The sequence below is a fragment of the Bacillus sp. FSL K6-1000 genome (assembly GCF_038630785.1).
Taxonomy (GTDB): domain Bacteria; phylum Bacillota; class Bacilli; order Bacillales; family Bacillaceae; genus Bacillus; species Bacillus safensis.
Window position 1 is genome coordinate 592,962 of sequence record NZ_CP152042.1, and the last position, 13,325, is coordinate 606,286.

8 protein-coding genes, 4 tRNA genes and 3 rRNA genes are annotated in these 13,325 nt (G+C 46.4%); 14 read left to right on the forward strand and 1 reads right to left on the reverse strand.

The window, feature by feature from the left end; translation table 11 throughout:
• The first annotated feature begins 226 nt into the window (after positions 1–226).
• Both MHI46_RS02935 and MHI46_RS02940 read left to right on the forward strand, forming a co-directional pair.
• Entirely contained in the window at positions 227–1,102 is an 876-nt protein-coding gene (locus tag MHI46_RS02935; protein ID WP_247544577.1) for an EamA family transporter, read from the forward strand.
• Between the two features lie 78 nt (positions 1,103–1,180).
• Complete coding sequence (locus MHI46_RS02940; protein ID WP_216431076.1) at positions 1,181–2,200, forward strand: S66 peptidase family protein; 1,020 nt, start codon at positions 1,181–1,183, stop codon at positions 2,198–2,200.
• A gap of 152 nt (positions 2,201–2,352) precedes the next feature.
• Here MHI46_RS02940 and gltP read toward each other — a convergent pair whose 3' ends face one another.
• Positions 2,353–3,603 carry a glutamate-aspartate/proton symporter GltP gene (gltP, locus tag MHI46_RS02945; protein WP_064498178.1) on the reverse strand — a complete coding sequence of 417 codons (1,251 nt, stop codon included), beginning with the start codon at positions 3,601–3,603 and terminating at the stop codon, positions 2,353–2,355.
• Between the two features lie 368 nt (positions 3,604–3,971).
• Between gltP and MHI46_RS02950 the strand changes: the two genes are divergently transcribed.
• From MHI46_RS02950 to tsaD, 12 genes are all read left to right on the forward strand, one after another.
• A tRNA-Arg gene (locus tag MHI46_RS02950) sits at positions 3,972–4,048 on the forward strand.
• A gap of 11 nt (positions 4,049–4,059) precedes the next feature.
• A tRNA-Gly gene (locus MHI46_RS02955) sits at positions 4,060–4,133 on the forward strand.
• 178 nt (positions 4,134–4,311) lie between these two features.
• A 16S ribosomal RNA gene (locus MHI46_RS02960) occupies positions 4,312–5,860 on the forward strand.
• Positions 5,861–6,042: 182 nt separating this feature from the next.
• Positions 6,043–8,973: ribosomal RNA gene (locus MHI46_RS02965) — 23S ribosomal RNA — on the forward strand.
• A 61-nt stretch (positions 8,974–9,034) separates the two neighbouring features.
• Positions 9,035–9,150: ribosomal RNA gene (gene rrf, locus MHI46_RS02970) — 5S ribosomal RNA — on the forward strand.
• Together the 16S, 23S and 5S rRNA genes with 4 tRNA genes alongside form the textbook arrangement of a ribosomal RNA operon.
• An 18-nt stretch (positions 9,151–9,168) precedes the next feature.
• A tRNA-Met gene (locus tag MHI46_RS02975) sits at positions 9,169–9,245 on the forward strand.
• Positions 9,246–9,249: 4 nt separating this feature from the next.
• Positions 9,250–9,326, forward strand: a tRNA-Asp gene (locus MHI46_RS02980).
• 273 nt (positions 9,327–9,599) lie between these two features.
• Positions 9,600–10,577, forward strand: a complete 978-nt coding sequence (gene thiL / locus MHI46_RS02985) for a thiamine-phosphate kinase (RefSeq protein WP_064497653.1) — start codon at positions 9,600–9,602, stop codon at positions 10,575–10,577.
• Between the two features lie 13 nt (positions 10,578–10,590).
• Positions 10,591–11,067: a tRNA (adenosine(37)-N6)-threonylcarbamoyltransferase complex ATPase subunit type 1 TsaE gene (gene tsaE / locus MHI46_RS02990; RefSeq protein WP_064497654.1), complete on the forward strand. Its 477-nt coding sequence runs from the start codon at positions 10,591–10,593 to the stop codon at positions 11,065–11,067.
• Positions 11,048–11,737 carry a tRNA (adenosine(37)-N6)-threonylcarbamoyltransferase complex dimerization subunit type 1 TsaB gene (tsaB, locus tag MHI46_RS02995; RefSeq protein WP_342503084.1) on the forward strand — a complete coding sequence of 230 codons (690 nt, stop codon included), beginning with the start codon at positions 11,048–11,050 and terminating at the stop codon, positions 11,735–11,737. The genes tsaE and tsaB overlap by 20 nt, the downstream gene beginning before the upstream one ends.
• Positions 11,738–11,762: 25 nt before the next feature.
• Positions 11,763–12,191: a ribosomal protein S18-alanine N-acetyltransferase gene (rimI, locus tag MHI46_RS03000; protein WP_047202836.1), complete on the forward strand. Its 429-nt coding sequence runs from the start codon at positions 11,763–11,765 to the stop codon at positions 12,189–12,191.
• Positions 12,184–13,212, forward strand: a complete 1,029-nt coding sequence (tsaD, locus tag MHI46_RS03005) for a tRNA (adenosine(37)-N6)-threonylcarbamoyltransferase complex transferase subunit TsaD (RefSeq protein WP_106025832.1) — start codon at positions 12,184–12,186, stop codon at positions 13,210–13,212. Before rimI ends, tsaD begins: the two co-directional genes overlap by 8 nt.
• Positions 13,213–13,325 lie beyond the last annotated feature (113 nt).

A 13,325-nucleotide genomic window follows, 5' to 3' on the forward strand; every position in this document is an offset into this window, starting at 1 on the left:
AGACCCGTTTATCTTCTATTATATGAAGAAAAATGGTGACAAAAAAGGATTGAAGTCAACCAGAATTTGTTATAAAGTAGTCTGAAAATAAAAACAAATGAGGTGACGACAATGCAATGGAAGCCTTTATTTGAACATGATGTACCAAACACCCTCCGTCCATAACGGAGAGTGATCTCCGTTTGTGGATATGGCGATCAATATATCCAGTAACGGAGGGGAAAAGATGAATGAAAAATATATAGGCGCCCTTTACCTAGCAATCGCTGCAAGTATTTGGGGCGGCATGTACGTTGTTGTCAAAGTAACAGTAGCGGTGGTTCCGCCGCTTGAGCTCGTATGGATGAGATATGCTGTAGCTGGAATTGTGCTTGTGTGTACTATATGGCGCTTGGGCTATTCCTTTCGATTAGATAAAAAAGATATTCCGCTTGTTGTAATGATCGGATTGATCGGAAATTTCCTATCAATTGTGACCCAAGAAATCGGCACCATGTATACATCTGCACAAATGGGGGCTGTGATTACATCTGCGACCCCTGCTTTTATGGTGCTGTTTGCGTTCTTTCTATTAAAAGAAGCCATGACTGTTAGAAAATGCGCATCCATCCTGCTTGCTACAGCAGGTGTATGGCTTATGATTGGACCAGTTGCAGTGCAAACAGATGAATTTATTGGCGGTCTCTCACTCGTCATCGCTGCTTTTACATGGGCACTCATGTCTGTTTTGCTTAAACGAGTTCCAGGAAAGTACCCTCAAGTGGTGACGACCACATATGCGATCATCATTGCATTCATTGTCTTAACACCACCTGTTTTATTTCGTTTACCTCACCTAGATGTGGAGCAGTTGGCAAGACCGGAGATTTGGGGCGGTATTCTCTATCTAGGCATCATCTCAACAGCTCTTGCATTCTTTTTGTGGAATAGAGGGCTTCAATTGATGGATGCCTCGAGCGGTGGTTTGTTCTTCTTCTTTCAACCGATCGTAGGGGCAGCTCTTGGCTGGCTGCTTTTAGGTGAAGAGATGGGGATACGCTCATTCATTGGGATTCTATGTATCTTTGCAGGAGTCTATACTGTACTGCGCCAAAAAGAATAAAAAGAAATGTCCCTTATAAAAGGGGCATTTTCTCTAAAATGGATAGGGTAAGAGAGATAGAGATTGGAGGGAAGCAGAGTGATACAATTTCCGCATTTGCAAAAAGGACAAACAATTGGCGTCACTGCACCTTCCTCAGGTGTACAGCCAACTTTACATGATATGTTTAAGCTTTCATGTGAACGAATGAAAAATAGAGGCTATGATGTCATATGTGGAGAGACGGTCTGGCAGCAGGAAAAGGCAAAATCTGCCCCTGCGATAGAACGAGCAAACGAACTTCAGTACATGATGACATGTGATGAGATTGATCACATCATCCCGCCATGGGGAGGACAGCTGCTTATGGAAGTGTTAGAGCACCTCGATTTCTCATCCATGCAAAAAAAGTGGATTCTAGGTTACTCAGATACGAGTGCACTCCTGCTCGCGTTGACATTAAAAACAGGCATTGCCACTGCACATGGACCGAACTTAGTAGATCTTCAGGGAGAAGAACTTGATCAAACGACTGTCATGTGGGAAGAAGTGCTTTCAACAAAGGGCGAAATGGACATCAGTCAGTTTTCTTCATCTATGTATCAAAAGGAATGGCAGCGTGACGATCCGATTAAACATGTTTTTCATTTAACAGAACCTACCGCATGGCATACGGTTGATCAACAAGAAAAAATAGTAAAGGGAAGACTGATGGGTGGTTGCATTGATGTCATACGTCATTTAGCAGGGACACCTTATGGGGACGTCAAAACTTTTCAGAAAACATTCATAAAAGATGAACCAATTCTTTGGTATTTCGAAAACTGCGAATTAAATGCTGCAAGTGTGAAGAGATCGCTTGTTCAATTAAAACTAGCAGGGTGGTTTGATCACTGTTCAGGTATGTTGTTTGGGCGAAGTGCAGTAGATGTACCTGTTGAAGGGTATCAGTATCAGGATGTATATGAAGAATTACAAAAGGAACTACAAATCCCCATTTTTTATGATATAGATTGTGGACATGTCCCGCCGCAAATGACGCTGATTAATGGGGCATATGCAGAAGTGCAGCTGCATCCTCGAGGAAAAGCCGTACTAAAGCAAACGTTTTTAGCATAAAAAAGGAAAGGGCGACCCCTTTCCTTCCAGCGTGTAGACAAACCCTCGCATTCGGTGTCAGGTCTGCGCTCCGGTGCTCACGAATGTCAAATTCGCTCCACTCCGGTACTCGCCCTTCCTACACTGCAAAGGTTTTCTATCACACTGAAACATTACATCCCTTTTGTTTCTTTACCTGCTTTTGGAACTTCCCAAGCTGACTCACGGAATACTTTTTCCCATTTAGATACGACAATACAAGCAACGGCATGCCCTGGAACATTCACGCCTGTTCGTGCCATATCCATAATTCGGTCAACACCGGCTATAATGGCAACGCCTTCTGCAGGAAGACCGACTGCATGAGCGGTAGCCAAAAGAACAACGAGTGAACCGGATGGCACAGCTGCAATCCCTTTACTCGTTAACACAAGAACAAGCATCATTAAAAGCTGCTGTGACAGACTCATGTCGACACCAAACGCTTGTGCAAGGAATACGCATGCAACTGATAAATATAAACTTGATCCATCACAATTGAGAGAAAGGCCAGATGGAATCACGAAGGAAACGATTCTTTTTGGACACCCGTATTTCTCCATTCGTTCCATCAATTGAGGAAGGACAGTTTCAGTACTCGTAGTAGAGAAGGCAACAAGGAACAAATCCCAAATCATTTTTAATACTTCGAAGTAGTTAAAACGGAAGATCAGTGCGACCAGAGGGAATAAAGCAAAGAGAATAATGAATAATCCTAAAAAAACAGTCCCGACAAGCTTCATCATTGGGATTAATAAAACAATGCCATATTGGCCGACAGATGCAGCCATTAATGCAAGAACCCCAATAGGTGCTGTTACCATCACCATCTGTGTGAGCTTAAACATGATTTGTGCCACTGATTCAAAGAAGGTGAGAACAGGAGCAGATGCTTTACCGATGCCGCTTGCCGCTACACCAAATAATATGGCGAAGAAAATAACAGCAAGTAAATCATTCTGAGCCATAACATCGACGATATTGGTTGGAATGATATCTAATACCATTTGTTTAAAGTCAACGACCTTCTCAGTATAACCATCTAATTCCCCAATATCTTTCTTAGCTAATTTAGAGAAATCGAGACCAACGCCAGGCTTTAGACCATTTGCCAATAACAGCCCGATCCCAAGAACGATGGTTGTGATGACCTCAAACCAAATGATCGTCTTTAATCCAAGGCTGCCCATTTTCTTCATGCCGCCGCTGCCGGCTGCACCAATAACAATGGTAGAGAAAACGATTGGAACAACGATCATTTTAATCAGCCTGATGAATCCATCTCCAATTGGCCGCAGAGCCATTCCGACGTCAGGGAAGAAATGGCCGATAAGAGCTCCTATCACCAAAGCGATCATGATCTGAAAAGCGATAAACTTTTTCATCATCTCCTACCTCCTTTAAATGCTTGGAAAAATATTAAGAATTTTCCAATAAATAAAAATTCTATGTGGCCATGTTTTGTCCTCCTTTGTATTTAGAAAGATTTTATTTAAGAATCATTGGAATTATGAAGAAAGAGAAGAAAATAGGGCTATTACATGTCTATTGATCTAAGAAAAAATCAATTTTAAAAAAACATGAAACTTTTTTAGAAAAATGTATTGACCCTTTTATGTGATCCATGGTATATTTTTATTCGTCGCTGATGACGTATTTGAAACACAGATGTTCACGGATGCGGCAAACAAATTTCAAAAAGATGTTGACTTAATAAAAACGATATGTTAAGATAATTAAGTCGCCTGATTAAGCGCCCGTAGCTCAATTGGATAGAGCGTTTGACTACGGATCAAAAGGTTAGGGGTTCGACTCCTCTCGGGCGCGCCAATACAAACCACGCGGGTGTAGTTTAGTGGTAAAACCTCAGCCTTCCAAGCTGATGTCGTGAGTTCGATTCTCATCACCCGCTCCATTTTGAACATGATCTTTGAAAACTAAACAAGACAAAACGTACCTGTTAATTCGAGTTTTTATAAAAAAATCCTATGATACTTCATAGGTAGTCAGTCAAACGCTGACGAGGCAGGAAATGATCACATGCTAAGTTCGCTACATCGTGTAGCGAAGCATGTGTGATATGCATCCTGCATACCTCGGAGAGTTTGATCCTGGCTCAGGACGAACGCTGGCGGCGTGCCTAATACATGCAAGTCGAGCGGACAGAAGGGAGCTTGCTCCCGGATGTTAGCGGCGGACGGGTGAGTAACACGTGGGTAACCTGCCTGTAAGACTGGGATAACTCCGGGAAACCGGAGCTAATACCGGATAGTTCCTTGAACCGCATGGTTCAAGGATGAAAGACGGTTTCGGCTGTCACTTACAGATGGACCCGCGGCGCATTAGCTAGTTGGTGGGGTAATGGCTCACCAAGGCGACGATGCGTAGCCGACCTGAGAGGGTGATCGGCCACACTGGGACTGAGACACGGCCCAGACTCCTACGGGAGGCAGCAGTAGGGAATCTTCCGCAATGGACGAAAGTCTGACGGAGCAACGCCGCGTGAGTGATGAAGGTTTTCGGATCGTAAAGCTCTGTTGTTAGGGAAGAACAAGTGCGAGAGTAACTGCTCGCACCTTGACGGTACCTAACCAGAAAGCCACGGCTAACTACGTGCCAGCAGCCGCGGTAATACGTAGGTGGCAAGCGTTGTCCGGAATTATTGGGCGTAAAGGGCTCGCAGGCGGTTTCTTAAGTCTGATGTGAAAGCCCCCGGCTCAACCGGGGAGGGTCATTGGAAACTGGGAAACTTGAGTGCAGAAGAGGAGAGTGGAATTCCACGTGTAGCGGTGAAATGCGTAGAGATGTGGAGGAACACCAGTGGCGAAGGCGACTCTCTGGTCTGTAACTGACGCTGAGGAGCGAAAGCGTGGGGAGCGAACAGGATTAGATACCCTGGTAGTCCACGCCGTAAACGATGAGTGCTAAGTGTTAGGGGGTTTCCGCCCCTTAGTGCTGCAGCTAACGCATTAAGCACTCCGCCTGGGGAGTACGGTCGCAAGACTGAAACTCAAAGGAATTGACGGGGGCCCGCACAAGCGGTGGAGCATGTGGTTTAATTCGAAGCAACGCGAAGAACCTTACCAGGTCTTGACATCCTCTGACAACCCTAGAGATAGGGCTTTCCCTTCGGGGACAGAGTGACAGGTGGTGCATGGTTGTCGTCAGCTCGTGTCGTGAGATGTTGGGTTAAGTCCCGCAACGAGCGCAACCCTTGATCTTAGTTGCCAGCATTCAGTTGGGCACTCTAAGGTGACTGCCGGTGACAAACCGGAGGAAGGTGGGGATGACGTCAAATCATCATGCCCCTTATGACCTGGGCTACACACGTGCTACAATGGACAGAACAAAGGGCTGCAAGACCGCAAGGTTTAGCCAATCCCATAAATCTGTTCTCAGTTCGGATCGCAGTCTGCAACTCGACTGCGTGAAGCTGGAATCGCTAGTAATCGCGGATCAGCATGCCGCGGTGAATACGTTCCCGGGCCTTGTACACACCGCCCGTCACACCACGAGAGTTTGCAACACCCGAAGTCGGTGAGGTAACCTTTATGGAGCCAGCCGCCGAAGGTGGGGCAGATGATTGGGGTGAAGTCGTAACAAGGTAGCCGTATCGGAAGGTGCGGCTGGATCACCTCCTTTCTAAGGATATATGGAGCAGCGTGCGTTTTCGTCTTGTTTAGTTTTGAAGGATCATTCCTTCAAAACATGTCTCTAGCGAGACAGGATTGTTCTTTGAAAACTAGATAACAATAAGTAATACATTCACATTGAATGCAATGCAAAGTTCATCACACATAGTGATTCTTTCTAAAGTAAGAAATGGTTAAGTTAGAAAGGGCGCACGGTGGATGCCTTGGCACTAGGAGCCGATGAAGGACGGGACGAACACCGATATGCTTCGGGGAGCTGTAAGCAAGCTTTGATCCGGAGATTTCCGAATGGGGAAACCCACTGCTCGTAATGGAGTAGTATCCATACTTGAATACATAGAGTATGAGAAGGCATACCCGGGGAACTGAAACATCTAAGTACCCGGAGGAAGAGAAAGCAAATGCGATTCCCTGAGTAGCGGCGAGCGAAACGGGAACAGCCCAAACCAAGAGGCTTGCCTCTTGGGGTTGTAGGACACTCTATACGGAGTTACAAAGGAACGATATAAGCGAAGAGGTCTGGAAAGGCCCGCCAAAGAAGGTAACAGCCCTGTAACTGAAATGTTGTTCTCTCCAGAGTGGATCCTGAGTACGGCGGAACACGTGAAATTCCGTCGGAATCCGGGAGGACCATCTCCCAAGGCTAAATACTCCCTAGTGACCGATAGTGAACCAGTACCGTGAGGGAAAGGTGAAAAGCACCCCGGAAGGGGAGTGAAATAGATCCTGAAACCGTGTGCCTACAAGTAGTCAGAGCCCGTTAACGGGTGATGGCGTGCCTTTTGTAGAATGAACCGGCGAGTTACGATCCCGTGCAAGGTTAAGCAGAAGATGCGGAGCCGCAGCGAAAGCGAGTCTGAATAGGGCGCATGAGTACGTGGTCGTAGACCCGAAACCAGGTGATCTACCCATGTCCAGGGTGAAGTTCAGGTAACACTGAATGGAGGCCCGAACCCACGCACGTTGAAAAGTGCGGGGATGAGGTGTGGGTAGGGGTGAAATGCCAATCGAACCTGGAGATAGCTGGTTCTCTCCGAAATAGCTTTAGGGCTAGCCTCAAGGTAAGAGTCTCGGAGGTAGAGCACTGATTGGACTAGGGGCCCCTACCGGGTTACCGAATTCAGTCAAACTCCGAATGCCGATGACTTATCCTTGGGAGTCAGACTGCGAGTGATAAGATCCGTAGTCGAAAGGGAAACAGCCCAGACCGCCAGCTAAGGTCCCAAAGTATACGTTAAGTGGAAAAGGATGTGGAGTTGCTTAGACAACCAGGATGTTGGCTTAGAAGCAGCCACCATTTAAAGAGTGCGTAATAGCTCACTGGTCGAGTGACTCTGCGCCGAAAATGTACCGGGGCTAAACGTATCACCGAAGCTGCGGACTGTTCTTACGAACAGTGGTAGGAGAGCGTTCTAAGGGCTGTGAAGCCAGACCGGAAGGACTGGTGGAGCGCTTAGAAGTGAGAATGCCGGTATGAGTAGCGAAAGACGGGTGAGAATCCCGTCCACCGAATGCCTAAGGTTTCCTGAGGAAGGCTCGTCCGCTCAGGGTTAGTCGGGACCTAAGCCGAGGCCGAAAGGCGTAGGCGATGGACAACAGGTTGATATTCCTGTACCACCTCCTCACCATTTGAGCAATGGGGGGACGCAGGAGGATAGGGTAAGCGCGGTATTGGATATCCGCGTCCAAGCAGTTAGGCTGGGAAATAGGCAAATCCGTTTCCCGTAAAGGCTGAGCTGTGATGGCGAGCGAAATTTAGTAGCGAAGTTCCTGATTCCACACTGCCAAGAAAAGCCTCTAGCGAGGTGAGAGGTGCCCGTACCGCAAACCGACACAGGTAGGCGAGGAGAGAATCCTAAGGTGATCGAGAGAACTCTCGTTAAGGAACTCGGCAAAATGACCCCGTAACTTCGGGAGAAGGGGTGCTTCTTAGGGTGTTAAAGCCCCGAGAAGCCGCAGTGAATAGGCCCAGGCGACTGTTTAGCAAAAACACAGGTCTCTGCGAAGCCGTAAGGCGAAGTATAGGGGCTGACGCCTGCCCGGTGCTGGAAGGTTAAGAGGAGCGCTTAGCGTAAGCGAAGGTGCGAATTGAAGCCCCAGTAAACGGCGGCCGTAACTATAACGGTCCTAAGGTAGCGAAATTCCTTGTCGGGTAAGTTCCGACCCGCACGAAAGGCGCAACGATCTGGGCACTGTCTCAACGAGAGACTCGGTGAAATTATAGTACCTGTGAAGATGCAGGTTACCCGCGACAGGACGGAAAGACCCCGTGGAGCTTTACTGCAGCCTGATATTGAATGTTGGTACAGCTTGTACAGGATAGGTAGGAGCCTTGGAAACCGGAGCGCTAGCTTCGGTGGAGGCATCGGTGGGATACTACCCTGGCTGTATTGACCTTCTAACCCGCTGCCCTTATCGGGCAGGGAGACAGTGTCAGGTGGGCAGTTTGACTGGGGCGGTCGCCTCCTAAAATGTAACGGAGGCGCCCAAAGGTTCCCTCAGAATGGTTGGAAATCATTCGCAGAGTGTAAAGGCACAAGGGAGCTTGACTGCGAGACCTACAAGTCGAGCAGGGACGAAAGTCGGGCTTAGTGATCCGGTGGTTCCGCATGGAAGGGCCATCGCTCAACGGATAAAAGCTACCCCGGGGATAACAGGCTTATCTCCCCCAAGAGTCCACATCGACGGGGAGGTTTGGCACCTCGATGTCGGCTCATCGCATCCTGGGGCTGTAGTCGGTCCCAAGGGTTGGGCTGTTCGCCCATTAAAGCGGTACGCGAGCTGGGTTCAGAACGTCGTGAGACAGTTCGGTCCCTATCCGTCGCGGGCGCAGGAAATTTGAGAGGAGCTGTCCTTAGTACGAGAGGACCGGGATGGACGCACCGCTGGTGTACCAGTTGTTCTGCCAAGGGCATCGCTGGGTAGCTATGTGCGGACGGGATAAGTGCTGAAAGCATCTAAGCATGAAGCCCCCCTCAAGATGAGATTTCCCATTCCGCAAGGAAGTAAGATCCCTGAAAGATGATCAGGTTGATAGGTCTGAGGTGGAAGCGTGGTGACACGTGGAGCTGACAGATACTAATAGATCGAGGACTTAACCTATATTCTATTGTGAAGCATGAACATTGTTATCTAGTTTTGAGAGAACATTCTCTCCATCAGGTTTGGTGGCGATAGCGAAGAGGTCACACCCGTTCCCATACCGAACACGGAAGTTAAGCTCTTCAGCGCCGATGGTAGTTGGGGGTTTCCCCCTGTGAGAGTAGGACGCCGCCAAGCTTGTAATATTTATATCATCGCGGGGTGGAGCAGTTCGGTAGCTCGTCGGGCTCATAACCCGAAGGTCGCAGGTTCAAATCCTGCCCCCGCAACCAAAATGGTCCGGTAGTTCAGTTGGTTAGAATGCCTGCCTGTCACGCAGGAGGTCGCGGGTTCGAGTCCCGTCCGGACCGCCATTTTTATAACTTGTAAACGAAAACGTATAGTTTCGTTTTTTTTTATGTCTTTTTCTTTCTACAAGTACCCACGATGCAATGAAATGATTTGTGTTTGGCTACACTATATGAAAGAATAGATAGATTACTTCAACCCAGCCTGGTTTTTACACACCAGGCTTTCTTTATATCATTTTTAGTTGGAACTGAGACTTATATTCGCTACACTAATACTAACTGTGTTTGACATCATGTCTACTTAACCAATTGATTGCAAGAAGGGGCTGTCTTTTTATGGATGAATTTGATCTTATTCGCCGAATCACACCAAAAGATACATATCAGCGCTCTTTGATCATGGGCATCGGTGATGATGCAAGTGTTTATCAACCTCATTCACATTGTGAAGAGGTCGTTTGTGTTGATACAATGGTGGAGCATGTTCATTTTCGTTTTGACTTTTCCACACCTTATGAAGTTGGCTTTAAGGCACTGGCAGTCAATGTCAGTGATATTGCTGCAATGGGAGGCACCCCAAAGTATTATCTTGTTTCAATTGCAATCCCGCCTCATGGTGATGAAACAATCGTCACGGCTCTTTATGAGGGAATGAAAGCGTTGGCTGACACCTATCGTATGGATTTGATTGGTGGAGATACAGTAGCCACCCGCAGTGACTTTGTCATTACCGTGACGGTCATTGGTGAGGTGTCAAAGGGAACGGCTTGTTATCGTCACAGTGCTCAAACTGGAGACGTCGTCTTTGTCACAGGTGAACTCGGTTCGTCGGCTGCTGGGTTATCAATCTTAATGAACGAAGCAGTCCCTTCTAAGGCGGTCGACGCTGATTTCTTTCTTAAGCGTCACAAAATGCCTCAGCCTCATATTGCTGCTGGTCACATTTGTTCAAGTTTCCCGCGGGTCACCTTGAATGATGTGAGTGATGGATTAGCGAGTGAGTTGAATGAGATAGCCGAAGCGAGCGGTGTGAGGATCGAGATAGAAGCTGATAAGCTTCCAATTCATCCAGATTTACAGGTGCTGCGCAAAGACTGGCATGAATGGGTGTTATTTGGGGGAGAAGACTTTGTTTTAACTGGTACGATACCAGAATCTGATTGGGAAAGCTTTGAATCTCAATGTCAAAAAGAAGGCATTCAGATCACACGTATTGGACAAGTCAAGGATGATCAAGCAGCTAGTGTTATGTTAAAAGACAATGATCAACAAACGATGTTAATGAAAAAAGGATATAATCATTTTAAGAAATGAGGTGACATCAACGGTGAAATTAACATGGACAACAAAAGGTGCGGATGAGACGAAACGAATTGCCACTGCTTTGGCCAAACTTGTGATGCCAGGCGATGTATTGACATTAGAAGGAGATTTAGGCGCAGGCAAAACCACTTTTTCAAAAGGTTTTGCGGAAGGCTTAGGAATTACCCGTATCGTCAACAGCCCCACCTTTACAATTATTAAAGAATATACTGATGGCAGACTGCCACTTTACCATATGGACGTGTACCGCATGGAAGATGCGGAAGAAGACATCGGACTCGAAGAATATTTTGAGGGTGAAGGTGTATGCTTGGTTGAATGGGCACATCTGATTGAACCTCAATTGCCTTCTTCCTATTTAAAAATTGAAATGCTGAGAACAGAACGTGAAGAAGAACGGCATCTCACGTTTGATGCAAAAGGGGAGCGTTATGAGTCCCTTTGTAAGGAGATGAAAGAATTTGACCATACTGGCCATTGATACATCAAACCATACACTAGGAATTGCTCTTGTAAGAGATCTCACTGTGATTGGCGAGAGCATTACGTATTTAAAAAAGAACCATTCCGTCCGAGCGATGCCCACTGTTGAAGCATTGATGAAAGAATGTGGTGTAGCACCAAGCGAACTAAGTAAAATCGTTGTGGCAAAAGGACCTGGATCTTACACTGGCGTCAGAATTGGTGTTACCATAGGAAAAACACTTGCGTGGACGCTGTCTATCCCGATATCGGCTGTTTCGAGTTTAGAAGCGCTTGCGGCAAATGGCCAATATTTTGATGGGTATATCTCACCTCTATTTGATGCGAGAAGAGGACAAGTTTATACTGGGCTATATACGTTTGAAAAAGGGTTGATCAAAGAGGTCGAACCAGATCAAAATATCCTGCTCACGGATTGGCTTCAAGAGCTGAAGCAGACAGGAAAGCCTGTTCTATTTCTTGGACAAGATGTGCACCTTCATGAAGAGAGCATTCGCTCCATTTTAGGAGAAACGGCTGTACTGGCAGAGGGGACATTTCATAACCCAAGACCTTCAGTGCTTGCATTTTTAGGTGCAGATCGTCCTGCTGAAGATGTTCATCAGCTTGTTCCTAACTATATTCGTTTGGCAGAAGCGGAAGTGAAATGGCTTGAAGGACAAAAATAACCTTAACATAGCAGAAATACGACAAATGACAGTAGCGGACATTCCAGAGGTGTATACGATTGAAGTGCATTCGTTTACAGCGCCTTGGAAAAAGGAATCGTTTGTCTATGAGATTCTTCATAACCAATACAGCCATTATTTCCTCATCGAAGAAGATCAGCAGCCTGTTGGATATTGCGGGGTCTGGATTGTCATGGACGATGCACAAATTACGAACATTGCGATTCTCCCTGAGCATAGAGGAAAAGGCTACGGGGAAGCATTGCTTCGATATGTCATGGAATTTTGCAAAGAAAAAAAGACAGATCATCTTTCTTTAGAGGTGCGGGTTTCGAATACACCAGCACAATCCCTCTATGAAAAGCTCGGTTTCAGACCAGCTTCTATTCGAAAGAATTATTATACGGATAATGGAGAAGATGCGTTAGTCATGTGGGTGAATATAAATGAGTGAACAAACAGATCGATTCATATTAGGAATAGAAACAAGCTGTGATGAAACAGCTGCGTCCATTGTGAAAAATGGAAAGAAAATCGTGGCGAATGTAGTGGCCTCGCAAATAGACAGTCATAAACGATTTGGCGGTGTTGTACCTGAAATTGCTTCGAGGCATCACGTGGAGCAAGTCACCATCGTATTAGAAGAAGTGATGACACAGGCGGGTATGAGCTTTAAGGATTTGGATGCGATTGCTGTTACGGAAGGACCTGGCCTCGTCGGTGCCCTGCTGATTGGCGTCAATGCAGCAAAGGCACTGAGCTTTGCCCATCAAATTCCTCTTGTTGGTGTTCATCATATTGCAGGGCATATTTATGCCAACCAGCTTGTTGATGAATTGGAGTTTCCATGTTTAGCTCTTGTTGTCTCTGGCGGACATACTGAGCTTGTTTTAATGAAGGAGCACGGATCTTTTGAGGTCATCGGAGAAACATTAGATGATGCAGCTGGAGAAGCCTACGATAAAGTGGCCCGGACGATGGGTCTCCCTTACCCAGGCGGACCTCATATTGATCGGTTAGCACATGAAGGAGAGCCGACAATTAAGCTTCCTCGTGCATGGCTTGAAGAAGGGTCTTATCACTTTAGCTTCAGTGGTTTAAAATCAGCTGTGATCAACACGTTACACAATGCGTCACAAAAGGGAGAAACGATTGCCCCAGAGAATTTAGCCGCAAGTTTTCAAGCAAGTGTCATTGAGGTGCTTGTTGGGAAAACATTGAAAGCAGCAGAAGCCTATGGTGTGAAGCAGGTTGTTCTAGCTGGAGGAGTCGCTGCCAATAAAGGACTAAGAGAAGCTTTAACATCAGCATTCACGAAACTGCCAGACGTGAAGGTTATTATTCCGCCATTATCACTTTGTACAGACAATGCAGCCATGATCGCTGCCGCTGGAACCATTGCGTTTGAAAAAGGAATCAGAGGCGATATGGCGATGAATGGCCAGCCAGGATTGCCGCTAGTCTCATATAAATAAAACTCCTGTGGATTACAGGGGTTTTTTATTTTTCTATGAAAGCGATTTATTCACATGTAAACGCTAAATATCCACAATTGTTAGAAAATTTTGTTTTAAAGTGAAGAGGATGT

Bases quoted from the DNA above. Each gene is read 5' to 3' on its own strand.
- tsaD (WP_106025832.1), top strand. From the start codon at position 12,184: ATGAGTGAACAAACAGATCGATTCATATTAGGAATAGAAACAAGCTGT.
- thiL (WP_064497653.1), top strand. From the start codon at position 9,600: ATGGATGAATTTGATCTTATTCGCCGAATCACACCAAAAGATACATAT.
- gltP (WP_064498178.1), bottom strand. From the start codon at position 3,603: ATGAAAAAGTTTATCGCTTTTCAGATCATGATCGCTTTGGTGATAGGA.
- rimI (WP_047202836.1), top strand. From the start codon at position 11,763: ATGACAGTAGCGGACATTCCAGAGGTGTATACGATTGAAGTGCATTCG.
- MHI46_RS02935 (WP_247544577.1), top strand. From the start codon at position 227: ATGAATGAAAAATATATAGGCGCCCTTTACCTAGCAATCGCTGCAAGT.